The sequence below is a fragment of the Pseudomonas sp. GW822-FHT07A10 genome, assembly GCF_058798795.1.
In genome coordinates, this window is record NZ_JBXAKV010000011.1 from 222,710 (window position 1) to 246,805 (window position 24,096).

The 24,096-nt window shown below is 60.1% G+C and carries 21 protein-coding genes; all 21 read left to right on the top strand.

Annotation, left to right across the window (positions count from 1 at the left end; genetic code table 11):
- Nucleotides 1-30: 30 nt before the first annotated feature.
- The 21 genes from AC1RL4_RS19815 (at nt 31) to nuoN (ending at nt 23,800) form a co-directional block, all read left to right on the top strand.
- Nucleotides 31-477, top strand: coding sequence for an NUDIX hydrolase (locus AC1RL4_RS19815; protein WP_018925520.1), 447 nt, complete (start codon nt 31-33; stop codon nt 475-477).
- A gap of 59 nt (nt 478-536) precedes the next feature.
- Nucleotides 537-1,670 (top strand): tRNA 2-thiouridine(34) synthase MnmA, encoded by a 1,134-nt coding sequence (mnmA, locus tag AC1RL4_RS19820; RefSeq protein ID WP_230175510.1) that lies wholly within the window; start codon nt 537-539, stop codon nt 1,668-1,670.
- Nucleotides 1,667-2,290, top strand: coding sequence for a high frequency lysogenization protein HflD (gene hflD / locus AC1RL4_RS19825; protein WP_007940860.1), 624 nt, complete (start codon nt 1,667-1,669; stop codon nt 2,288-2,290). Before mnmA ends, hflD begins: the two co-directional genes overlap by 4 nt.
- 128 nt (nt 2,291-2,418) lie before the next feature.
- On the top strand, nt 2,419-3,789 hold the full coding sequence (gene purB / locus AC1RL4_RS19830; protein WP_007940861.1) for an adenylosuccinate lyase: 1,371 nt from the start codon (nt 2,419-2,421) through the stop codon (nt 3,787-3,789).
- Between the two features lie 86 nt (nt 3,790-3,875).
- Complete coding sequence (locus AC1RL4_RS19835) at nt 3,876-5,045, top strand: ribosomal protein uL16 3-hydroxylase (protein ID WP_019580081.1); 1,170 nt, start codon at nt 3,876-3,878, stop codon at nt 5,043-5,045.
- Entirely contained in the window at nt 5,038-5,463 is a 426-nt protein-coding gene (locus AC1RL4_RS19840; protein ID WP_019580080.1) for a GNAT family N-acetyltransferase, read from the top strand. The genes AC1RL4_RS19835 and AC1RL4_RS19840 overlap by 8 nt, the downstream gene beginning before the upstream one ends.
- Nucleotides 5,464-5,633: 170 nt before the next feature.
- Nucleotides 5,634-6,395, top strand: a complete 762-nt coding sequence (locus AC1RL4_RS19845) for a secretin N-terminal domain-containing protein (RefSeq protein WP_028941271.1) — start codon at nt 5,634-5,636, stop codon at nt 6,393-6,395.
- A gap of 515 nt (nt 6,396-6,910) precedes the next feature.
- The gene (aceA, locus tag AC1RL4_RS19850; RefSeq protein ID WP_018925513.1) at nt 6,911-8,236 is read left to right on the top strand and encodes an isocitrate lyase; all 1,326 of its coding nucleotides are present in this window, start codon (nt 6,911-6,913) and stop codon (nt 8,234-8,236) included.
- A gap of 624 nt (nt 8,237-8,860) precedes the next feature.
- Entirely contained in the window at nt 8,861-9,274 is a 414-nt protein-coding gene (locus AC1RL4_RS19855; protein ID WP_007940868.1) for an NADH-quinone oxidoreductase subunit A, read from the top strand.
- A 10-nt stretch (nt 9,275-9,284) separates the two neighbouring features.
- The gene (locus AC1RL4_RS19860; protein ID WP_493119975.1) at nt 9,285-9,959 is read left to right on the top strand and encodes a NuoB/complex I 20 kDa subunit family protein; all 675 of its coding nucleotides are present in this window, start codon (nt 9,285-9,287) and stop codon (nt 9,957-9,959) included.
- 72 nt (nt 9,960-10,031) lie between these two features.
- Nucleotides 10,032-11,816: an NADH-quinone oxidoreductase subunit C/D gene (gene nuoC / locus AC1RL4_RS19865; RefSeq protein ID WP_028941270.1), complete on the top strand. Its 1,785-nt coding sequence runs from the start codon at nt 10,032-10,034 to the stop codon at nt 11,814-11,816.
- Between the two features lie 2 nt (nt 11,817-11,818).
- On the top strand, nt 11,819-12,316 hold the full coding sequence (gene nuoE, locus AC1RL4_RS19870) for an NADH-quinone oxidoreductase subunit NuoE (protein WP_007905058.1): 498 nt from the start codon (nt 11,819-11,821) through the stop codon (nt 12,314-12,316).
- Nucleotides 12,313-13,668, top strand: a complete 1,356-nt coding sequence (gene nuoF / locus AC1RL4_RS19875) for an NADH-quinone oxidoreductase subunit NuoF (RefSeq protein WP_018925511.1) — start codon at nt 12,313-12,315, stop codon at nt 13,666-13,668. Before nuoE ends, nuoF begins: the two co-directional genes overlap by 4 nt.
- A 137-nt stretch (nt 13,669-13,805) precedes the next feature.
- Nucleotides 13,806-16,520 (top strand): NADH-quinone oxidoreductase subunit NuoG, encoded by a 2,715-nt coding sequence (nuoG, locus tag AC1RL4_RS19880; RefSeq protein ID WP_028941268.1) that lies wholly within the window; start codon nt 13,806-13,808, stop codon nt 16,518-16,520.
- Nucleotides 16,517-17,524, top strand: a complete 1,008-nt coding sequence (gene nuoH / locus AC1RL4_RS19885; protein WP_019648467.1) for an NADH-quinone oxidoreductase subunit NuoH — start codon at nt 16,517-16,519, stop codon at nt 17,522-17,524. Before nuoG ends, nuoH begins: the two co-directional genes overlap by 4 nt.
- Before the next feature lie 12 nt (nt 17,525-17,536).
- Complete coding sequence (gene nuoI, locus AC1RL4_RS19890) at nt 17,537-18,082, top strand: NADH-quinone oxidoreductase subunit NuoI (RefSeq protein ID WP_007940875.1); 546 nt, start codon at nt 17,537-17,539, stop codon at nt 18,080-18,082.
- Between the two features lie 9 nt (nt 18,083-18,091).
- Entirely contained in the window at nt 18,092-18,595 is a 504-nt protein-coding gene (gene nuoJ, locus AC1RL4_RS19895) for an NADH-quinone oxidoreductase subunit J (protein WP_019580075.1), read from the top strand.
- 2 nt (nt 18,596-18,597) lie between these two features.
- Entirely contained in the window at nt 18,598-18,906 is a 309-nt protein-coding gene (nuoK, locus tag AC1RL4_RS19900) for an NADH-quinone oxidoreductase subunit NuoK (RefSeq protein WP_007940879.1), read from the top strand.
- Complete coding sequence (nuoL, locus tag AC1RL4_RS19905; RefSeq protein WP_064618791.1) at nt 18,903-20,756, top strand: NADH-quinone oxidoreductase subunit L; 1,854 nt, start codon at nt 18,903-18,905, stop codon at nt 20,754-20,756. The genes nuoK and nuoL overlap by 4 nt, the downstream gene beginning before the upstream one ends.
- Before the next feature lie 40 nt (nt 20,757-20,796).
- On the top strand, nt 20,797-22,329 hold the full coding sequence (gene nuoM / locus AC1RL4_RS19910) for an NADH-quinone oxidoreductase subunit M (protein ID WP_028941267.1): 1,533 nt from the start codon (nt 20,797-20,799) through the stop codon (nt 22,327-22,329).
- Between the two features lie 7 nt (nt 22,330-22,336).
- The gene (gene nuoN, locus AC1RL4_RS19915; protein WP_018925505.1) at nt 22,337-23,800 is read left to right on the top strand and encodes an NADH-quinone oxidoreductase subunit NuoN; all 1,464 of its coding nucleotides are present in this window, start codon (nt 22,337-22,339) and stop codon (nt 23,798-23,800) included.
- Nucleotides 23,801-24,096 lie beyond the last annotated feature (296 nt).

A 24,096-nucleotide genomic window follows, 5' to 3' on the forward strand; every position in this document is an offset into this window, starting at 1 on the left:
GCGCTTCAAATTCAACATTAAGGACATTTCATGGATTGGCTACCCCACATCACCGTCGCCACCATCGTCGAAGACAACGGTCGCTTCCTGATGGTCGAAGAATCCAAACACGGACGAACGGTGCTCAATCAGCCCGCCGGTCATCTGGACCCGGACGAAACCCTGATCGAGGCCGCCGTACGCGAAACCCTCGAAGAAACCGGCTGGGACGTCGAGCCAACCGGCGTAATAGGCATTTATCTCTACACCGCCCCGAGCAACGGAGTGACCTATCAACGCGTCTGCTTCACCGCCAAAGCGCTGAAACACCATCCCGACTATCAATTGGACGACGGTATTGTCGGCGCGAAATGGCTGACGCGTGACGAACTGCTGCAACAGCGCGCAAACTGGCGTAGTGAGCTGATCATCCGCTGTATCGATGATTATCTGGACGGTAAACACTTCAGCCTCGAGCTGATCCGCCCTTCTCTTTAGCCTTGCAGGCTTGAGCCTGCTAGAATCGCGTCCTTTTTCAAGACACTCATTAAATCCCTATGCGTGATCCAGCCCCTTCTGCCACACAAAAGAAGCGCGTCATTGTCGGTATGTCCGGCGGCGTGGACTCTTCCGTTTCCGCTCTCCTGCTGATCGAGCAGGGTTATGAGGTGGAAGGCCTGTTCATGAAGAACTGGGAAGAAGACGATGGAACGGAATACTGCACCGCCATGGATGACCTGGCGGACGCTCAGGCCGTGTGTGACAAGATCGGCATCAAGCTGCACACCGCCAACTTCGCCGCCGAGTACTGGGACAACGTGTTCGAGCACTTCCTGGCCGAATACAAGGCCGGCCGCACGCCGAACCCGGACATCCTGTGCAACCGCGAAATCAAGTTCAAGGCGTTCCTCGACTACGCCATGATGCTCGGTGCCGACCTGATCGCCACCGGCCACTACGTGCGTCGCCGCGACATCGATGGTCGCACCGAATTGCTCAAGGGCCTGGATCCGAACAAGGACCAGAGCTACTTCCTGCACGCCGTCGGCGGCGAACAGATCGCCAAGACCCTGTTCCCGGTCGGCGAGCTGGAAAAACCCGAAGTCCGCGCGATTGCCGAGAAACACGACCTGGCCACCGCGAAGAAAAAGGACTCAACCGGAATCTGCTTTATCGGCGAACGTCGCTTCAGCGATTTCCTCAAGCAATACCTGCCGGCCCAACCCGGCGAGATCAAGACCACCGACGGTGAAGTCATCGGCCGTCACCATGGCCTGATGTATCACACCATCGGCCAGCGGCAGGGTCTGGGCATCGGCGGCTTGAAAGACGCCGGCGAAGAACCGTGGTACGTGCTGATCAAGGACCTGGAACACAACGAGCTGATCGTCGGCCAGGGCAACGACCACCCATGGCTGTTCTCCCGCGCCCTGCTCGCCTCGGACATCTATTGGGTCAACCCGATCGATTTGACCGAGCCGCGCAGGCTGACCGCCAAGGTGCGTTATCGCCAGAGCGACCAGCCTTGCACCCTGGAAAAGACCACCACCGGCTACCGCGCCACCTTTGATGACCCGCAACGCGCGGTCACTCCGGGCCAATCCGTGGTGTTCTACGACGGTGAAATCTGCCTCGGTGGCGGCGTGATCGAAGTAGCCGAGCCCTGGACCAGCAAGGGCCAGCGTTCATGAGCCCGACTCAGGAGCAACTGACGGCCCTGGGCGGCGTGTTTCTCGCCGCCGTGCTGGTCGACAAGATCGCCAAGACCGGCCAGACCAACGAAGCCGGCCTGACTTGCATGCTCGGCAGCCTGTTGATTCGCGACCCCAAGGACACTCTGGAAGTGTACGGCGGCGATGACATCAATTTGCGCGAAGGCTATCGCGCATTGATCGGCGCCCTGGAGCGCGACCCCAGCACCCTTCAGCGCGAACCGCTGCGCTACGCCCTGGCGATGCTGGGGCTGGAGCGCCAATTGGCCAAGCGCAATGACATGCTGGACGTGATCGGCAAGCGCCTGCCGCAGATTCAGTCCCAGGTCGAACACTTCGGCCCGGCCCACGAAAACGTGATCGCCGCTTGCGGCGCGCTGTACCAGGACACCCTGAGCACTCTGCGCCAACGAATTCAGGTGCATGGCGACATGCGCAACCTGCAGCAACCGAGCAACGCCTCGAAAATCCGCGCGCTGTTGCTGGCCGGGATTCGTTCGGCACGCCTGTGGCGGCAGTTGGGCGGTCATCGCTGGCAGTTGGTGATCAGCCGACGCAAGTTGCTTAAAGAGCTTTACCCGCTGATGCGCAGCAGCTGAACCGCGCCCGCAATACCGTTTTGTAGTCAGTAACGCGTAATACGCCGGTCAGTTGGCAACGGACCGGCGGATTTTTTTCATGTATGATACGCGCCCCATTTCGTTGCCCGACTGTCCGAGAACACCCCATGCAGCTCTCTTCGCTCACTGCGGTTTCCCCTGTTGACGGCCGCTACGCCGGCAAAACCCAGGCCCTGCGCCCAATTTTCAGCGAATACGGCCTGATCCGTGCTCGCGTTCTGGTTGAAGTGCGTTGGCTCCAGCGCCTGGCCGCTCACCCTGCCATCAGCGAAGTGCCGGCGTTCTCCGCCGAAGCCAACGCGGTGTTGAACACCCTGGCGGAAAACTTCTCTCTGGAGCACGCTGAGCGTGTCAAAGAGATCGAGCGCACCACCAACCACGACGTCAAAGCCATTGAATACCTGCTTAAAGAGCAGGCGGCCAAGCTGCCGGAACTGGCCAAGGTCAGCGAGTTCATCCACTTCGCCTGCACCAGCGAGGACATCAACAACCTGTCCCACGCCCTGATGCTGCGTGAAGGCCGTGATGACGTGATGCTGCCGCTGATGCGCCAGACCGCCAACGCCATCCGCGAACTGGCCATCCGTTTCGCAGACGTGCCGATGCTGTCGCGCACCCACGGTCAACCGGCATCGCCGACCACCCTGGGCAAAGAGCTGGCGAACGTGGTTTACCGCCTGGAGCGTCAAATCGCTCAAGTCGCCGCCGTTCCGCTGCTGGGCAAGATCAACGGCGCTGTCGGCAACTACAACGCTCACCTGTCGGCCTACCCTGAGATCGACTGGGAAGCCAACGCCCGCGCCTTCATCGAAGACGAGCTGGGCCTGGGCTTCAACCCGTACACCACGCAGATCGAACCGCACGACTACATCGCCGAGCTGTTCGACGCGATCGCGCGCTTCAACACCATCCTGATCGACTTCGACCGCGACATCTGGGGCTACATCTCCCTGGGTTATTTCAAACAGCGCACCATCGCTGGCGAAATCGGTTCGTCGACCATGCCGCACAAGGTCAACCCGATCGACTTCGAAAACTCCGAAGGCAACCTGGGCATCGCCAACGCACTGTTCCAGCACCTGGCGAGCAAACTGCCAATCTCCCGCTGGCAGCGCGACCTGACCGACTCCACCGTACTGCGCAACCTCGGTGTCGGCTTCGCCCACAGCGTGATCGCGTACGAAGCCAGCCTCAAAGGCATCAGCAAACTGGAGCTCAACGAGCAAAAGATTGCCGCCGACCTGGACGCTTGCTGGGAAGTATTGGCCGAACCGATCCAGACCGTGATGCGTCGTTACAACATCGAAAACCCGTACGAGAAGCTCAAAGAGCTGACGCGCGGCAAGGGCATCAGCCCTGAAGCACTGCAAACTTTCATCGACGGCCTGGACATGCCAGCTGCCGCCAAGGCTGAGCTGAAACTGCTCACCCCGGCCAACTACATCGGCAACGCTGTGGCACAAGCCAAACGCATCTGATCGACCGCTCTACCCGTTTGAGACGCCCGGCGCCGCCGGGCGTTTTTATTCCCGTCTGAAAAGTGCATTTTTTCAATAGGTTACACATGAATCCTGACATTCCTCTTCAACTTCTGGGCGGCATCACGGCGCGGGAATTCCTGCGCGACTACTGGCAGAAAAAACCCCTGCTGATCCGTCAGGCGATTCCTGATTTCGAAAGCCCGATCGACGCCGACGAACTGGCCGGCCTGGCGCTGGAAGAAGAAGTCGAATCGCGCCTGGTGATCGAGCACGGCGAGCGCCCTTGGGAATTGCGCCGCGGCCCGTTCGCCGAAGACGAATTCAGCAAACTGCCGGAACGCGAATGGACCCTGCTGGTGCAAGCCGTCGACCAATTCGTGCCGGAAGTTGCCGAACTGCTGGAAAACTTCCGCTTCCTGCCGAGCTGGCGCGTCGACGACGTGATGATCAGTTTTGCCGCTCCGGGTGGCAGCGTGGGTCCGCACTTCGATAACTACGACGTGTTCCTGCTGCAAGGCCACGGCAAGCGCAACTGGAAAATCGGCCAGATGTGCGACTCCGAGAGCCCGCTGCTGCAACACGCCGACCTGCGCATCCTCGCCGATTTCGAAGCCACCGATGAGTGGGTGCTGGAACCGGGCGACATGCTCTACCTGCCACCGCGCCTGGCTCATTCTGGCGTGGCTGTCGATGATTGCATGACCTACTCGGTCGGCTTCCGCGCCCCGAGCGCCGCTGAAGTGCTGACCCACTTCACCGACTTCCTCAGCCAGTTCCTGACGGACGAAGAGCGCTACACCGACGCCGACGCCCTGCCGGCGGTCGATCCTCATCAAATCCAGCACGATGCCCTCGATCGCCTCAAAAGCCTGCTGGCCGAACACATGAGCGACGAGCGCCTGCTGCTGACCTGGTTCGGCCAGTTCATGACCGAGCCGCGCTACCCGGAACTGGTGGTCGGCCCGGAAGAAGTCGAAGAGCAAGACTTCCTCAGCGCGCTCGAAGAAGGTGCCGTGCTGATCCGCAACCCGAGTGCGCGCCTGGCCTGGTCGGAAGTCGACGACGACCTGCTGCTGTTCGCCAGCGGCCAGAGCCGTTACCTGCCGGGCAAGCTGCGCGAGCTGCTGAAAATGATCTGCGCCGCCGACGCCCTGCATGTCGATAACCTCGGCCCATGGCTGAGCGACGAAGACGGCCGTGGCCTGCTGTGTGAACTGGTCAAGCAGGGCAGCCTGGGGTTTGCCGATGAATAAGATTCACGTACGTGTCGCAGACTGGCAAAAGGACAACGCTGAGATCCGGCGCATTCGTGAAGCGGTATTCGTCGCCGAGCAATCCGTTCCACCTGAATTGGAATGGGATGCCGATGACGCCACGGCGGTGCATTTCCTGGCCTTCGAAGGCGACTTTCCGATCGGCACCGCCCGCCTGTTGCCCGATGGCCACATCGGCCGGGTGTCGGTGCTCAAAGACTGGCGCGGCATGAAGGTTGGCGATGCGCTGATGCAAGCGGTGATCGGTGAAGCCGAGAAGCGCGGACTGAAGCAGCAGATGCTGAGCGCGCAAGTGCAGGCCACGGCGTTCTATGAGCGCCTGGGTTTCAGCATGGTCAGTGAGGAATTCCTGGAAGCCGGGATTCCGCATGTAGACATGGTGCGTCACTCGACTTGATTCCCTGTGGCGAGGGGGCTTGCCCCCTCACCACAAATACATATCAAGAACACCACAAAACGCCCCGCCATTCTCGGATGCCGGGGCGTTTTGCTGTCTGTGATTCAACTCGCACCACGCCGGGCCGACAAACTGGCAATATCAAACCTTTGATTTGCGGAGAAACGGACATGTCCCTACGCACCCTGCTCACCACGCTGCTGCTGACCTGCAGTTTTTCGGTCATGGCCGCCACCGAGATCGTGCCCCTGAATTACCGCACCAGCGCCGACCTGCTGCCAGTAGCGCAGGATTTCATCGGCAAGGACGGCAAGGTCAGCGCCTACGGCAACCAGCTGATCGTCAACGCCGAGCCCGACAAGATCGATGAACTCAAGACCTTCCTCGCGCAACTCGACACCGCCCCCAAACGCTTACTGATCACCGTCGACACCAACGAAAACAACTTTCAGGGCGATCAGGGCTACTCGGTCAACGGTGCCGCACCGAATCAAACCCGCATCATCAATCGCAGCACCGACAGCCGTGAAGGCGGTATCCAGCAGATTCAGGCCAGCGAAGGCGCACCGGCGCTAATCCAGGTCGGCCAAAGCGTGCCGCTCACCAGCACTCAGACTGACGGCTATGGCGACCTGCGCAGCCAGACCGAATACCGCAATGTCACCCAGGGTTTCTACGTCACCGCCAGCGTCACCGGCAACATCGTTCATCTAGCCATCAGTACCAACCGTGACCGGATGAGCCAGGAACGTCCCGATGTAGTGAACGTGCAAAGTACCGACACAACTGTCAGCGGTCGACTGGGCGAATGGATCACCCTGGCCGGCGTGAATCGTCAGACTCAGGCCGACAAACAGGGTCTGACCCGCAGCTACTCGACCCAGGGCCGGGATGACATGACTTTGCGGGTGAAAGTCGACACCTTGGACTAAAGCACCAAAAACTGACTGATTAGTCGTATTAGACCAAAGATGTAGTGCTTGAAAAAAAGCACTACAAAACGTTTGACGAGCCAAAAAAGCAAAGGCATGATGGCCTCGCTCCCGCTAATCAGAGGCCCTGGCAAGGGCTTTCGAGTCGCTGTTCGCACCCTACCCCGCGAGCCGATTCGTGTCTGTACCGCCCACAAGGTGTGTTTGACGAGGTTGCCGACTGGAACGAAGTTGTCCCGAGGGACGGAAGCGTAATTAGGTAACCCGGCTCCACACTGAAGTTCGCACCAAGGCCCACGACGCCCGAATGCGCTCGCCAGTTCGCCCTTACCTGCTCACTTCCCCCTCGAGCCCATCGTTCATCCCGTCGCCATCCCCGCCGAACCCGACTTGACCGCCTAAGCTTCTGGTCAGCGAGCAGCCATGTACGCCCCCAACTGAATGAGCGTATTTGGCACGCAGGAATTGTTCACCCAGAACCATTTTCGATTAAAGACGCGACGAGGTTTATCTCCATGGCACTGACACGCGAACAGCAAATTGCAGCCCTCGAAAAAGACTGGGCTGAAAACCCACGCTGGAAAGGCGTGAAGCGCAATTACTCCGCTGCTGACGTCGTCCGTCTGCGTGGCTCGGTTCAACCTGAGCACACCTTTGCAAAAATGGGCGCCGAGAAGCTCTGGAACCTGGTGACCCAGGGCGCCAAGCCGTCCTTCCGTCCTGAGAAAGATTTCGTTAACTGCATGGGCGCCCTGACCGGTGGCCAGGCCGTACAGCAAGTCAAGGCCGGCATCCAGGCGATCTACCTGTCGGGCTGGCAAGTGGCTGCGGACAACAACTCCGCCGAATCGATGTACCCGGACCAGTCGCTGTACCCGGTGGATTCGGTTCCAACCGTGGTCAAGCGCATCAACAACTCGTTCCGTCGCGCTGACCAGATCCAGTGGAAAGCCGGCAAGAACCCGGGCGACGAAGGCTACATCGACTACTTCGCCCCGATCGTGGCTGACGCTGAAGCCGGTTTCGGCGGCGTGCTGAACGCTTACGAGCTGATGAAAAGCATGATCGAAGCAGGCGCCGCCGGCGTTCACTTCGAAGACCAACTGGCTTCCGTAAAAAAATGCGGCCACATGGGCGGCAAGGTACTGGTTCCGACCCAGGAAGCCGTGCAGAAGCTGACCGCTGCTCGTCTGGCAGCCGACGTCGCCGGTGTACCGACCATTATCCTGGCCCGTACCGACGCGAACGCCGCTGACCTGCTGACGTCCGACTGCGACCCGTACGATCAGCCATTCGTGACCGGCACCCGTACCCAGGAAGGCTTCTACAAGGTTCGCGCCGGTCTCGACCAAGCCATCGCTCGCGGCCTGGCCTACGCGCCGTACGCCGACCTGATCTGGTGCGAAACCGCCAAGCCGGATCTGGACGAAGCCCGTCGCTTCGCCGAAGCGATCAAAAAGGAATACCCGGACCAACTGCTGTCGTACAACTGCTCGCCTTCCTTCAACTGGAAGAAAAACCTGGACGACGCGACCATCGCCAAGTTCCAGCGCGAACTGTCCGCCATGGGTTACAAGCACCAGTTCATCACCCTGGCCGGCATTCACAACATGTGGCACAGCATGTTCAACCTGGCGCACGACTACGCCCGCAACGACATGACCGCCTACGTTAAGCTGCAAGAGCAAGAGTTCGCCGACGCCGCCAAGGGCTACACCTTCGTGGCTCACCAGCAGGAAGTGGGCACCGGCTACTTCGACGACATGACCACCGTGATCCAGGGTGGCACGTCTTCGGTAACCGCACTGACCGGTTCGACCGAAGAAGAACAGTTCCACTGATCTGCTTCGCTTAAACAAACGGCCCTTGCGGACCGAATAAAAAGCTAACCGCAAAGCCGCTCATCTGACGCCCCGACTGGTTCGGGGCGTTTTTTTGCCTGCGATTCTCCCCCTCTGTAGGAGCGAGGCTTGCCCGCGAAGAATGCGCTGCGGTTTTTCAGACATACCGCATCATCGTTCTTCGCGGGCAAGCCTCGCTCCTACGGGATCGGGTGCAGGAAAAAACCTTGATCCAGAGCAGTTTCACGATCAGGAAAACAAGGTAAAACCACCCCGCGCGCTACTTGCAGTAACGCGCATATAAGACAACTTCCCGAACCGCTGCTCGCTAAACAGTTTGAAAACCACACCAAATAACATTGATTATCATTTAGCGGAAACTATGTTCGTTACATTCCCTACAAAACATATTTGACAAAACCCCCGCTAATGCCCGAACCGCATGGGCTACAGGGCTTTGGAGATGCGCCATGTCCTTATTCCAATAAATAATTTCGCTATTGGAATTTTACTTGCAGGGTGTTTAGCCATAAAATCAGCGGGATTGATTGCTGCGACATATCGTCACTGCCTTATTTCTTTATCAAGCTCAGAGACCTTTGCTCTCTGTTAAGGATTACCAGCATGCCCGAAGCGACCGGACTCATGGCCCACAACTGGGGCTTTGCCATTTTCCTTCTGGGTGTCGGCGGCCTTTGCGCCTTCATGCTCGGCGTCTCCAGCCTCCTCGGGTCAAAAGCCTGGGGCCGCAGCAAAAACGAACCGTTCGAGTCCGGCATGCTACCTACAGGTGGCGCCCGCTTGCGGCTCTCAGCCAAATTCTATCTGGTCGCGATGCTCTTCGTGATCTTCGATATCGAAGCCCTCTTTCTCTTTGCCTGGTCTGTGTCCGTCCGCGAAAGCGGCTGGACCGGATTCGTCGAAGCTCTCGTTTTCATAGCAATTCTGTTGGCAGGTCTTGTCTACCTATTTCGAGTGGGCGCCCTTGACTGGGCTCCGGCAGCTCGTCTTAAGCGGCAAGCGAAGCTGAAACAATGAGGCTTTGGCAATGCAATACAATCTCACCAGGATCGACCCCGATGCTCCTAACGAGCAGTATCCGATTGGCCAACGGGAAACCGTTTCCGATCCGTTAGAAGATCAAGTCCACAAAAACATTTTCATGGGCAAGCTCGAAGACGTGCTCAACGGCACGATCAACTGGGGGCGCAAGAACTCCCTGTGGCCGTATAACTTCGGTCTTTCGTGCTGCTACGTGGAAATGACTACCGCCTTCACGGCGCCCCACGACATCGCGCGCTTTGGCGCCGAGGTAATTCGGGCATCACCGCGTCAGGCGGATTTCATGGTTATCGCCGGTACCTGCTTCATCAAGATGGCGCCGATCATTCAGCGTCTCTACGAGCAGATGCTCGAACCTAAATGGGTCATTTCCATGGGTTCGTGCGCCAACTCCGGTGGCATGTACGACATCTACTCCGTCGTTCAAGGGGTGGACAAGTTCCTGCCCGTGGACGTCTACGTGCCTGGCTGCCCACCCCGCCCTGAAGCTTTTCTGCAAGGCTTGATGCTGTTGCAGGAGTCGATTGCCCAGGAGCGTCGCCCACTTTCCTGGGTCGTTGGCGATCAAGGCGTTTACCGCGCCGAGATGCCTTCGCAAAAGGAACAGCGCCGCGAACAGCGTATTCAGGTAACCAACCTGCGCAGCCCCGACGAAGTCTGATCCAGATCTGCTTCTTTTATAGAACGAGAAACTGGCTTCATTCTTTACGTTGACCGAAAGCGATAAATAACCATGACTGCAGGCAGTGCTCTGTACATCCCGCCTTATAAGGCAGACGACCAGGATGTGGTCGTCGAACTGAACAACCGTTTTGGCCCAGAGGCGTTCACCGCCCAGCCTACCCGCACCGGCATGCCGGTGCTTTGGGTTGCCCGCGCCAAACTCGTCGAAGTCCTGACTTTCCTGCGCAACCTGCCCAAGCCGTACGTCATGCTCTATGACCTGCACGGCGTGGACGAGCGTCTGCGTACCAAGCGTCAAGGGCTGCCAAACGGCGTCGACTTCACTGTGTTCTATCACTTGATGTCGATCGAACGTAATAGTGACGTAATGATCAAGGTTGCCTTGTCCGAGAGCGACCTCAACCTGCCGAGCGTCACCAGCATCTGGCCGAACGCCAACTGGTATGAGCGTGAAGTGTGGGACATGTACGGCATTCACTTTGCCGGCCACCCGCACCTGAGCCGCATCATGATGCCGCCGACCTGGGAAGGTCACCCGCTGCGCAAGGACTTCCCGGCCCGTGCCACCGAGTTCGATCCGTTCAGCCTGACCCTGGCCAAGCAACAGCTTGAGGAAGAAGCCGCGCGCTTCAAGCCTGAAGACTGGGGCATGAAGCGTTCCGGCCCGAACGAGGACTACATGTTCCTCAACCTGGGTCCGAACCACCCTTCGGCCCACGGTGCGTTCCGTATCATCCTGCAGCTGGACGGTGAAGAGATCGTCGACTGCGTGCCAGACGTCGGCTACCACCACCGTGGTGCCGAGAAGATGGCCGAGCGTCAGTCCTGGCACAGTTTCATTCCGTACACCGACCGTATCGATTACCTCGGCGGCGTGATGAACAACCTGCCGTACGTGCTCTCGGTCGAGAAGCTGGCCGGCATCAAGGTGCCCGAGAAGGTCGACGTCATCCGCATCATGATGGCCGAGTTTTTCCGGATCACCAGCCACCTGCTGTTCCTGGGGACTTACATCCAGGACGTCGGCGCCATGACTCCGGTGTTCTTCACCTTCACCGACCGCCAGAAAGCGTACACGGTGATCGAAGCCATTACCGGTTTCCGTCTGCACCCGGCCTGGTACCGCATCGGTGGCGTCGCCCACGACCTGCCGCGCGGCTGGGAAAAACTGGTCAAGGATTTCGTCGAGTGGATGCCAAAGCGTCTGGACGAATACCAGAAAGCCGCACTGGACAACAGCATCCTGCGTGGCCGAACCATCGGCGTCGCCGCCTACAACACCAAGGAAGCCCTGGAATGGGGCGTCACCGGTGCCGGCCTGCGTTCGACCGGTTGCAATTTCGACCTGCGTAAAGCTCGCCCCTACTCCGGCTACGAAAACTTCGAATTCGAAGTACCGCTGGCGGCCAATGGCGATGCCTACGACCGTTGCATCGTTCGCGTCGAAGAAATGCGCCAGAGCATCAAGATCATCGAGCAGTGCATGCGCAACATGCCGGAAGGCCCGTACAAGGCGGACCACCCGCTGACCACGCCGCCGCCTAAAGAGCGCACGCTGCAGCACATCGAGACCCTGATCACGCACTTCCTGCAAGTTTCGTGGGGCCCGGTCATGCCGGCCAACGAATCCTTCCAGATGATCGAAGCGACCAAGGGCATCAACAGTTATTACCTGACGAGCGATGGCGGCACCATGAGCTACCGCACCCGGATTCGTACCCCAAGCTTCCCGCACCTGCAGCAGATCCCTTCGGTGATCAAAGGCAGCATGGTCGCGGACTTGATCGCGTACCTGGGTAGTATCGATTTCGTTATGGCCGACGTGGACCGTTAAGCATGAACAGCACGCTTATCCTGACAGACCGTTTCGCCCTGAGCGAAACCGAGCGCTCGGCCATCGAGCACGAGCTGCACCACTACGAAGACCCGCGCGCGGCGTCGATCGAAGCCCTGAAGATCGTCCAGAAGGAACGTGGCTGGGTGCCTGACGGCGCGCTCTACGCCATCGGCGAAATCCTCGGCATCCCGGCCAGCGACGTTGAAGGGGTGGCTACTTTCTATAGCCAGATCTTCCGTCAGCCAGTCGGCCGTCACATCATCCGCGTCTGCGACAGCATGGTCTGCTACATCGGCGGCCATGAATCGGTGGTCAGCGAAATCCAGAGCAAGCTGGGCATCGGCCTGGGCCAGACCACCGCCGACGGTCGCTTCACCCTGCTGCCAGTCTGCTGCCTCGGCAACTGTGACAAGGCGCCGGCGTTGATGATCGACGACGACACATTCGGTGATGTGCAGCCTGCCGGCGTTGCCAAATTGCTCGAGGGCTACGTATGACCCTGACTTCCTTCGGTCCTGCCAACCGCATCAAGCGTTCGGCCGAGACTCACCCGCTCACCTGGCGTTTGCGTGACGACGGCGAAGCCGTATGGCTCGACGAGTACCAGGCCAAGAACGGTTACGCCGCTGCACGCAAAGCCTTCGCCGACATGGCCCAGGACGACATCGTCCAGACCGTGAAAGACTCCGGCCTCAAGGGTCGCGGTGGTGCAGGCTTCCCCACTGGCGTGAAGTGGGGCCTGATGCCCAAGGACGAATCCATCAACATCCGCTACCTGCTGTGCAACGCGGATGAAATGGAGCCGAACACCTGGAAAGACCGCATGCTGATGGAGCAACTGCCCCATCTGCTGATCGAAGGCATGCTGATCAGTGCTCGCGCGCTGAAAACCTACCGGGGCTACATCTTCCTGCGTGGCGAATACACCACCGCCGCCAAGCACCTGAACCGTGCCGTGGAAGAAGCCAAGGCAGCAGGTCTGCTGGGCAAGAACATCCTGGGCAGCGGCTTCGATTTCGAGCTGTTCGTCCACACCGGTGCCGGGCGTTACATTTGCGGTGAAGAAACCGCACTGATCAACTCCCTCGAAGGCCGCCGCGCCAACCCGCGCTCCAAGCCGCCCTTCCCTGCCGCCGTGGGCGTGTGGGGCAAGCCGACTTGCGTGAACAACGTTGAAACCCTGTGCAACGTGCCGGCGATCATCGCCGACGGCGTGGACTGGTACAAATCGTTGGCCCGCGAAGGCAGCGAAGACATGGGCACCAAGCTCATGGGCTTCTCCGGCAAGGTCAAGAACCCGGGCCTGTGGGAATTGCCGTTCGGCGTTACCGGTCGCGAGCTGTTCGAAGACTACGCCGGCGGCATGCGCGACGGTTACAAGCTCAAGTGCTGGCAGCCTGGCGGCGCCGGTACCGGCTTCCTGTTGCCGGAACACCTGGACGCACAAATGTACGCCGGCGGCATCGCCAAAGTGGGCACCCGTATGGGTACCGGCCTGGCCATGGCGGTGGACGACAGCGTCAACATGGTGTCCCTGCTGCGCAACATGGAAGAGTTCTTCGCCCGTGAATCGTGTGGTTTCTGCACCCCATGCCGTGACGGTCTGCCGTGGAGCGTCAAGCTGCTGCGCGCGATCGAGAACGGTGAAGGGCAAGCTGGCGATATCGAGACCCTGCTGGGTCTGGTCGGTTTCCTCGGCCCAGGCAAGACCTTCTGTGCTCACGCACCGGGTGCCGTGGAGCCGTTGGGCAGTGCCATCAAATACTTCCGTCCAGAGTTCGAAGCCGGCATCGCGCCTACCCGCGCCGTCGTCCCGCCTCTGGCAAAGCCGATCGTAGTCGGCGCTTAACGCTTTAAAAAAGGCGAACGGTCCGTGCCGTTCGCCTTTCGTCCGATGACGCCTTTCGAGGCTGTTTGGATTTGGACGGATAACAAGATTCCATTAGCCACGCCCGCTGACACCGGGCCAACGAAGAACTTTGAACCATGGCCACTATCCACGTAGACGGCAAAGAGCTCGAAGTCGATGGGGCAGACAACCTGTTACAGGCATGTCTGTCGCTAGGCCTCGATATCCCATATTTCTGCTGGCACCCAGCCCTTGGCAGCGTTGGCGCTTGCCGCCAGTGTGCGGTCAAGCAGTACACCGACGAGAACGACAAGCGTGGTCGGATCGTCATGTCCTGCATGACCCCCGCCACCGACGGCAGCTGGATCTCCATCGACGACGAAGAAGCGAAAGTGTTTCGCGCAAGCGTCGTTGAATGGCTGATGACCAACCACCCTCACGACTGCCCGGTCTGTGAGGAAGGCGGTCACTGCCACCTGCAAGACATGACGGTGATGACCGGCCACAACGAGCGCCGTTACCGCTTCACCAAGCGTACCCACCAGAACCAGCAACTGGGCCCGTTCATTTCCCACGAAATGAACCGCTGCATCGCCTGCTATCGCTGCGTGCGCTTCTATAAGGACTACGCTGGCGGCACCGATCTCGGTGTGTTTGGCGCCCACGACAACGTGTACTTCGGTCGCGTTGAAGACGGCACCCTGGAAAGCGAGTTCTCCGGCAACCTCACCGAGGTCTGCCCGACCGGTGTGTTCACCGACAAGACTCACTCCGAGCGCTACAACCGCAAGTGGGACATGCAGTTCTCGCCGAGCATCTGCCATGGCTGCTCAAGCGGTTGCAACATTTCTCCGGGCGAGCGTTACGGCGAACTGCGTCGTATCGAAAACCGTTTCAACGGTTCGGTGAACCAGTACTTCCTGTGCGACCGTGGCCGTTTCGGCTATGGCTATGTCAACCGCAAGGATCGCCCACGTCAGCCACTGCTGGCCAACGGCGCGAAACTGAGCCTGGACGAAGCACTGGATAAAGCCGCCGACCTGCTGCGCGGTCGCAACATCGTCGGTATCGGTTCGCCACGCGCCAGCCTCGAAAGCAACTACGCGCTGCTCGAACTGGTCGGCGCCGAGCACTTCTACTCCGGTATCGAAGCCTCGGAGCTGGAACGCATTCGTCTGGTCATGCAGGTGCTCAAAGACAGCCCGCTGCCGATCCCGAACATGCGTGACATCGAAGACCACGATGCGATTTTCGTCCTCGGCGAAGACCTGACCCAGACCGCTGCGCGCATGGCCCTGGCCCTGCGTCAATCGGTCAAGGGCAAGGCCGAAGACATGGCCGACGCCATGCGCGTTCAGCCATGGCTCGACGCAGCAGTGAAGAACATCGGCCAGCACGAACTGAACCCGCTGTTCATCGCCAGCCTGGCTGAAACCAAGCTCGACGACATCGCTGAAGAATGCGTTCACGCCGCACCGGACGACCTGGCCCGCATCGGTTTCGCCGTGGCTCACGCCCTCGACGCCAGCGCACCGGCCGTTGAAGGTCTGGACGCCGAAGCTCTGGCGCTGGCCAAGCGCATTGCCGACGCCCTGCTCGCCGCCAAGCGTCCGCTGATCATTGCCGGTACCTCGCTGGGTTCCAAGGCGCTGATCGAAGCGGCGGCGAACATCGCCAAAGCCCTGAAGCTGCGCGAGAAGAACGGTTCCATCAGCCTGATCGTGCCGGAGGCCAACAGCCTCGGCCTGGCCATGCTCGGCGGCAACTCGGTCGACGAAGCACTGCAAGCCGTGATCGACGGTAAGGCCGACGCCATCGTCGTGCTGGAAAACGATCTGTACACCCGTACCGACAAATCCAAGGTCGATGCTGCCCTGAACGCTGCGAAAGTGGTGATCGTGGCGGACCATCAGAAGACCGCCACCAGCGATCGCGCGCACCTGGTACTGCCAGCGGCCAGCTTCGCTGAAGGCGACGGTACGCTGGTCAGCCAGGAAGGCCGCGCCCAGCGTTTCTTCCAGGTCTTCGACCCGACTTACCTCGACGCGAGCATTCTGGTTCACGAAGGCTGGCGCTGGCTGCATGCCCTGCGTTCGACCCTGCTGAACCAGCCGATCGACTGGACCCAACTGGACCACGTCACCGCTGCCGTTGCTGCAAGCACGCCGCAACTGGCGCGTATCGTCGATGCCGCACCGTCCGCCGCATTCCGGATCAAAGGCCTGAAACTGGCGCGCGAACCGCTGCGTTACTCCGGTCGTACCGCCATGCGCGCCGACATCAGCGTGCACGAACCGCGTACTTCCCAGGATAACGACACTGCATTCTCGTTCTCGATGGAAGGTTACTCGGGCTCCGCCGAACCGCGTCAGCAAGTACCTTTCGCCTGGTCTCCGGGCTGGAACTCGCCGCAAGCCTGGAACAAGTTCCAGGACGAAGTCGGTGGTCACCTGCGCGCTGGCGACCCGGGCACTCGCCTGATCGAAAGCACCGGTGATTCGCTGAACTGGTTCGCCAGTGTTCCGCGTGCGTTCAACCCGGCGCCAGGTACCTGGCAGGTCGTACCGTTCTTCCACCTGTTCGGCAGCGAAGAAAACTCTTCCAAAGCCGCACCGGTGCAGGAACGCATTCCAGCCGCCTACGTGTCGCTGGCCAAGTCCGAAGCCGATCGCCTGGGTGTCAATGACGGTGCCCTGCTGAGCTTGAACGTTGCTGGCCAGACTTTGCGTCTGCCGCTGCGCATCAACGAAGAGCTGGGTGCCGGTCTGGTCGCATTGCCTGCAGGTATCGCCGGCATTCCACCAGCCATCTTTGGCAAATCCGTTGACGGTCTGCAGGAGGCAGCGCTATGACCTTGTTCACTCCTGAAGTGATCGACGTAATCATCGCGGTCCTCAAGGCCATCGTGATTCTGCTCGCCGTAGTGGTTTGCGGCGCGCTGCTGAGCTGGGTCGAGCGTCGTTTGCTCGCCCTCTGGCAGGACCGTTACGGTCCGAACCGCGTCGGCCCGTTCGGCGCGTTCCAGATTGCGGCCGACATGATCAAGATGTTCTTCAAGGAAGACTGGACCCCACCGTTCGCCGACAAAGTGATCTTCACCCTGGCACCGGTCGTGGCCATGAGCGCCTTGCTGATTGCCTTCGCGATCATCCCGATCACCCCGACCTGGGGCGTGGCGGATATCAACATCGGCATCCTGTTCTTCTTCGCCATGGCGGGTCTGTCGGTCTACGCGGTGCTGTTTGCCGGCTGGTCGAGCAACAACAAGTTCGCCCTGTTGGGCAGCTTGCGGGCCTCGGCACAAACCGTGTCGTACGAAGTGTTCATGGGCCTGTCGCTGATGGGCATCGTGATCCAGGTTGGCTCGTTCAACATGCGCGACATCGTTGAATACCAAGCGCAGAACATGTGGTTCATCATTCCGCAGATCTTCGGTTTCCTGACCTTCTTCATCGCTGGCGTCGCCGTGACTCACCGTCACCCGTTCGACCAGCCGGAAGCGGAACAGGAACTGGCCGACGGTTACCACATTGAATACGCCGGCATGAAATGGGGCATGTTCTTCGTCGGTGAGTACATCGGCATCGTGTTGATCTCGGCGCTGCTGGTCACGCTGTTCTTCGGTGGCTGGCACGGCCCGTTCGGCCTGCTGCCGCAGATCCCGTTCATCTGGTTCGCACTGAAAACCGCGTTCTTCATCATGTTCTTCATCCTGCTGCGCGCCTCGATTCCGCGCCCACGGTATGACCAAGTGATGGACTTCAGCTGGAAGTTCTGCCTGCCGCTGACCCTCGTCAACATGCTGGTGACCGCTGCGATCGTGTTGCTCAACACGCCCGCCGTCGCGGCTCAGTGAGGATAGAGAATCATGAAGTACATTTTTGACATCGTGCATGGCTTCTTCACCCAGCTTCGCAGCCTGGTGATGATCTTCGGCCACGCCTTCCGCAAGCGCGACACGCTGCAGTACCCGGAAGAACCCGTGTACCTGCCGCCGCGTTTCCGTGGCCGTATCGTCCTGACCCGCGACCCCGACGGCGAAGAGCGTTGTGTAGCCTGCAACCTGTGCGCCGTGGCGTGCCCGGTGGGTTGCATCTCGCTGCAGAAAGCTGAAACCGAAGACGGTCGCTGGTACCCGGACTTCTTCCGCATCAACTTCTCGCGCTGCATTTTCTGCGGCCTCTGCGAGGAAGCCTGCCCGACCACCGCAATCCAGCTGACACCGGATTTCGAAATGGCCGAGTTCAAGCGGCAGGACCTGGTTTACGAGAAAGAAGATCTGCTGATCTCCGGTCCCGGTAAAAACCCTGACTACAACTTCTATCGTGTTGCAGGTATGGCGATTGCCGGTAAGCCAAAAGGCGCCGCGCAGAATGAAGCCGAGCCGATCAACGTGAAGAGCTTGCTGCCTTAAGGAAGAACGATGGAATTCGCTTTCTATTTCGCATCGGGTATCGCTGTTGTGTCCACGCTTCGCGTGATCACCAACACCAACCCCGTGCACGCCCTGCTCTACCTGATCATTTCGCTGATCGCCGTGGCCATGACGTTCTTCGCCCTTGGCGCACCGTTTGCCGGTGTACTGGAAGTGATCGCCTACGCCGGCGCCATCATGGTGCTGTTCGTGTTCGTGGTGATGATGCTGAACCTGGGCCCGGCCTCGGTTCAGCAGGAGCGCGTCTGGCTCAAGCCCGGTATCTGGCTGGGCCCGGTCGTACTCGGCGCCCTGCTGCTGGCTGAACTGCTGTATGTGCTGTTCAGCCACTCCAGCGGCCAGGCCCTCGGCCACACCACCGTAGACGCCAAGGCCGTGGGCATCAGCCTGTTCGGTCCTTATCTGCTGGTGGTCGAACTCGCCTCGATGCTGCTGCTCGCCGCAGCCGTCACGGCGTTCCACTTGGGCCGCAACGAAGCCAAGGAGCAATGACGATGCCTGCTATCCCTTTGGAGCATGGTCTGGCGGTCGCCGGCATCCTGTTCTGCCTCGGTCTGGTCGGCCTGATGGTCCGGCGCAACATTCTCTTCGTGCTGATGAGCCTGGAGGTCATGATGAATGCCTCCGCACTGGCGTTCATCGTTGCCGGTAGCCGCTGGGCGCAGCCGGATGGACAGATCATGTTCATCCTGGTGATCAGCCTGGCAGCCGCCGAGGCCAGTATTGGCCTGGCGATTCTGTTGCAGCTGTATCGCCGCTTCCACACTCTCGATATCGACGCTGCCAGCGAGATGCGCGGATGAACCTTCTCTATCTGACTTTCCTGTTCCCCCTGATCGGTTTTGTGCTGCTGGCGTTCTCCCGGGGACGCCTCTCGGAAAACCTCTCGGCGCTGATCGGCGTCGGCTCCATCGGCTTGTCGGCAATCGTCGCGGCTTATGTGATCTGGCAATTTAACGTTGCACCGCCCGAGGGTGGCCACTACACCCTGGTGCTGTGGCAATGGATGGCGGTGGAAGGCTTCACGCCGAACTTCGCCCTGTACCTGGATGGTCTGTCCGTGACCATGCTCGGTGTGGTGGTGGGCGTGGGCTTCCTGATCCACCTGTTCGCGTCCTGGTACATGCGCGGTGAAGCCGGTTACTCGCGCTTCTTCGCCTACACCAACCTGTTTATCGCCAGCATGCTGTTCCTGGTCCTGGCCGATAACCTGCTGTTCGTGTACTTCGGCTGGGAAGGCGTAGGCCTGTGCTCGTACCTGTTGATCGGTTTCTACTACAGCAACCGCAACAACGGTAACGCGGCACTCAAAGCCTTCATCGTGACCCGCGTCGGCGACGTGTTCATGGCCATCGGCCTGTTCATCCTGTTCCAGCAACTGGGTACGCTGAATATCCAGGAACTGCTGGTCAAGGCGCCTGAGCACTTCAAGGCCGGTGACTTCTGGATCGTTCTGGCGACCCTGATGCTGCTGGGCGGCGCTGTCGGTAAATCCGCGCAACTGCCGCTGCAAACCTGGCTGGCGGATGCGATGGCCGGCCCTACTCCGGTTTCGGCACTGATCCACGCCGCGACCATGGTAACCGCCGGTGTCTACCTGATCGCCCGTACCCACGGCCTGTTTGCACTGGCGCCGGATATCCTGCACCTGGTAGGTGTTGTGGGTGGCGTGACGCTGGTGCTGGCAGGTTTTGCCGCACTGGTTCAGACCGACATCAAACGTATCCTCGCCTACTCGACCATGAGCCAGATCGGCTACATGTTCCTGGCCCTGGGCGTGGGTGCATGGGATGGCGCGATCTTCCACCTGATGACCCACGCCTTCTTCAAGGCGCTGCTGTTCCTTGCATCCGGTGCGGTGATCGTTGCCTGCCACCACGAGCAGAACATCTTCAAGATGGGCGGCCTGTGGAAGAAACTGCCACTGGCCTACGCCAGCTTCATCGTCGGCGGCGCGGCCCTGGCGGCCTTGCCTCTGGTGACCGCGGGCTTCTACTCCAAGGATGAAATCCTCTGGGAAGCGTTCGCCAGCGGTAACGAAGGCCTGCTGTATGCCGGTCTGGTCGGTGCCTTCATGACCTCGCTCTACACCTTCCGCCTGATCTTCATCACGTTCCACGGTGAAGCGAAGACCGAAGCCCATGCCGGTCACGGCGTTGCTCACTGGCTGCCGCTGTCGGTGCTGATCGTACTGTCGACATTCGTCGGCGCGATGATCGTTCCACCGCTGCACGGTGTACTGCCGGAAAGCGTCGGCCATGCCGGCGGCGAAGCCAAGCACAGCCTGGAAATCGCTTCGGGCGCCATCGCCCTGTCCGGTATCCTGCTGGCCGCGCTGCTGTTCCTCGGCAAGCGTCGCTTCGTCACGGCCATCGCCAACAGCGGCATCGGCCGCTTCCTTTCGGCCTGGTGGTTCGCTGCCTGGGGCTTCGACTGGATCTACGACAAACTGTTCGTCAAGCCATACCTTGCGATCAGCCACATTCTGCGCAAAGACCCGCTCGACCAGACCATCGGTCTGATCCCGCGTATGGCCAAAGGCGGTCACACCGCCCTGAGCCGCACCGAGACCGGTCAATTGCGTTGGTATGCCGCCTCGATGGCTGCTGGTGCCGTGCTGGTAATCGGCGCCGTCGTGCTGGTAGCGGTCTGACTATGAACCTTGCGAACTTGCGAAAGGAAACGAGCCCGTCATGATTCTGCCATGGCTAATCCTGATCCCCTTCATCGGCGGCCTGCTGTGCTGGATGGGTGAGCGCTTCGGCGCCACCCTCCCCCGCTGGATTGCGCTGATCACCATGTCCCTGCTGCTCTCCCTCGGCCTCTGGCTGTGGGCCAACGGTGACTATTCATTTGCACCAAAGCCTGGCGCCGATCCGACCTGGGCGCTTGAGTTCAAACACGTCTGGATCCAGCGCTTCGGCATCAACGTACACCTGGCCCTCGACGGCCTGTCGCTGTTGATGATCCTGCTGACCGGCCTGCTGGGTGTCCTCTCGGTACTCTGCTCCTGGAAAGAGATTCAGCGTCATGTGGGCTTCTTCCACCTGAACCTGATGTGGATCCTGGGCGGTGTCGTTGGCGTGTTCCTCGCCCTCGACCTGTTCATGTTCTTCTTCTTCTGGGAAATGATGCTGGTGCCGATGTACTTCCTCATCGCGCTCTGGGGTCACAGTTCTTCGGACGGCAAGAAAACCCGGATCTACGCGGCGACCAAGTTCTTCATCTTCACTCAGGCTTCCGGCCTGATCATGTTGGTGGCGATCCTGGGCCTGGTACTGGTCAACTTCAACGACACCGGCGTGATTACCTTCAACTACGCCGATCTGTTGAAAACCAAGATGTCGCAGACCACCGAGTACATCCTGATGCTCGGCTTCTTCATCGCCTTTGCGGTCAAGCTGCCCGTCGTACCGTTCCACTCCTGGTTGCCTGACGCTCACGCCCAGGCACCGACCGCAGGTTCCGTCGACCTGGCCGGTATCTTGCTGAAGACTGCTGCGTACGGCCTGCTGCGTTTCGCCCTGCCGCTGTTCCCGAATGCCTCGGCCGAGTTCGCGCCGTTCGCCATGACCCTGGGTCTGATCGGGATCTTCTACGGTGCGTTCCTGGCCTTTGCGCAAACCGACATCAAGCGTCTGATTGCCTTCTCGTCCGTTTCCCACATGGGCTTCGTGTTGATCGGCATCTACTCCGGCAGCCAACTGGCACTGCAGGGCGCGGTCATGCAGATGCTGGCTCACGGTCTGTCGGCCGCGGCACTCTTTATCCTCTCCGGTCAGCTGTACGAGCGCACCCACACCCGCGATATGCGTGAGATGGGTGGCCTGTGGTCGAAGATTGCCTACCTGCCAGCCCTCAGCCTGTTCTTCGCAGCGGCGTCGCTGGGCCTGCCGGCGACCGGTAACTTCGTCGGTGAGTTCCTGATCCTGATCGGCACCTTCGCCAGCGCGCCATGGGTCACCGTGATCGCCACGTCCGGCCTGGTATTCGGTTCGGTCTACTCGCTGATCATGGTCCACCGTGCCTTCTTCGGCCCGTCGAAATCCGACGCGGTGCTGCATGGCATGGACGGTCGCGAACTGATCATGGTGGTTGGGCTTGCGGCACTGCTGCTTTACATCGGCGTGTACCCGCAACCGTTCCTCGATACCTCTGCCGCGACGATGCATGGCGTGCAGCAGTGGCTCGGCTCCGCCTTCACTCAACTCGCTTCGGCCCGGTAAGAGCGCTATGGAATTCACGACTCAACACTTTATCGCGCTTGCGCCGTTGTTGATCACCAGCGCCACGATCATCGTGGTGATGCTGGCTATCGCGTGGCGCCGCAACCACTCGCAAACCTTCCTGCTGTCGGTGGCAGGTCTTAACCTGGCCTTGCTGTCGATCCTGCCAGCCCTGAAAGTCGCGCCATTGGCCGTGACCCCGTTGCTGCAGATCGACACTTTCGCTTGCCTGTACATGGCGCTGATCCTGGTCGCCACCCTCGCCTGTGTGACCCTCGCCCACGCCTACCTGGGCGATGGCGGTACGGGCTACCCGGGCAACCGTGAAGAACTTTACCTGCTGATCCTGATGTCCGCCGCCGGTGGCCTGGTGTTGGTCAGCGCGCAGCACCTGGCCGGTTTGTTCGTCGGTCTGGAACTGCTCTCGGTACCGGTCTACGGTCTGGTGGCTTACGCCTTCTTCAACAAACGTTCGCTGGAAGCCGGCATCAAGTACATGGTGCTGTCGGCCGCCGGTTCCGCGTTCCTGTTGTTCGGCATGGCCCTGCTCTATGCCGAAGCCGGCAGCCTGAGCTTCAACGGCATCGGTCAGGCCCTGGCGGCCACCGGCCTGCCTAGCCCGATCGCGCAACTGGGCCTGGGCATGATGCTGATCGGCCTGGCGTTCAAACTGTCGCTGGTACCGTTCCACCTCTGGACCCCGGACGTTTACGAAGGGGCTCCGGCACCGGTGGCAGCGTTCCTGGCCACGGCCTCCAAAGTGGCGGTGTTCGCGGTAATGGTGCGTCTGTTCCAGATCTCGCCAGCGGCGAGCAGTGGCGTGCTGAGCAACGTGCTGACCGTCATCGCCATCGCGTCGATCCTGTTCGGCAACCTGCTGGCACTGACCCAGAGCAACCTCAAGCGTCTGCTGGGTTACTCGTCCATCGCGCACTTCGGTTACCTGCTGATCGCCCTGGTGGCGAGCAAGGGCCTGGCCGTGGAAGCCATCGGCGTGTACCTGGTCACCTACGTGATCACCAGCCTCGGCGCGTTCGGTGTGATCACCCTGATGTCCTCGCCGTACAGCGGCCGTGACGCGGATGCCCTGTACGAATACCGTGGCCTGTTCTGGCGCCGTCCGTACCTGACCGCCGTCCTGACCGTGATGATGCTGTCCCTGGCCGGTATCCCGCTGACCGCGGGCTTCATCGGCAAGTTCTACATCATCGCCACCGGTGTCGAATCGCACCAATGGTGGCTGGTCGGCTCCCTGGTACTGGGCAGCGCCATCGGCGTCTTCTACTACCTGCGTGTGATGGTCACCCTGTACCTGATGGAACCGAACCTGCGTCGCCACGATGCGCAACTGCACTGGGAACAACGTGCAGGCGGCGTGATGCTGCTGGCGATCGCCGTACTGGCGTTCTTCCTCGGCCTGTACCCACAACCGCTGCTGAACCTGGTTCAACAGTCGGGGTTGGCGGGTTGATCGCTTAAGCGATACTCGGTAGAAAACAGAAACGGCACCTTCGGGTGCCGTTTTTGCGTTTGCAAGTTCGCAACCGCCAGCAGTGAAAGGTGCAGTGACGTCTGAAGTATCCACAAAAGGTGTAGGAGAACTCGCCAAGCCGAAGCCCCATAGGATTGAAAAAATCAGTTAAAGAGATTTTTCTTCTGTATGCAGTTGAAGTTTCCTACAAGCGTCTACGACAAAAACCAGACGCCCAGTTAGTTTTGTAATGCTGTTCCCTGTCGAGCAAACCATTGTGTCGCGCCAACTCGGTC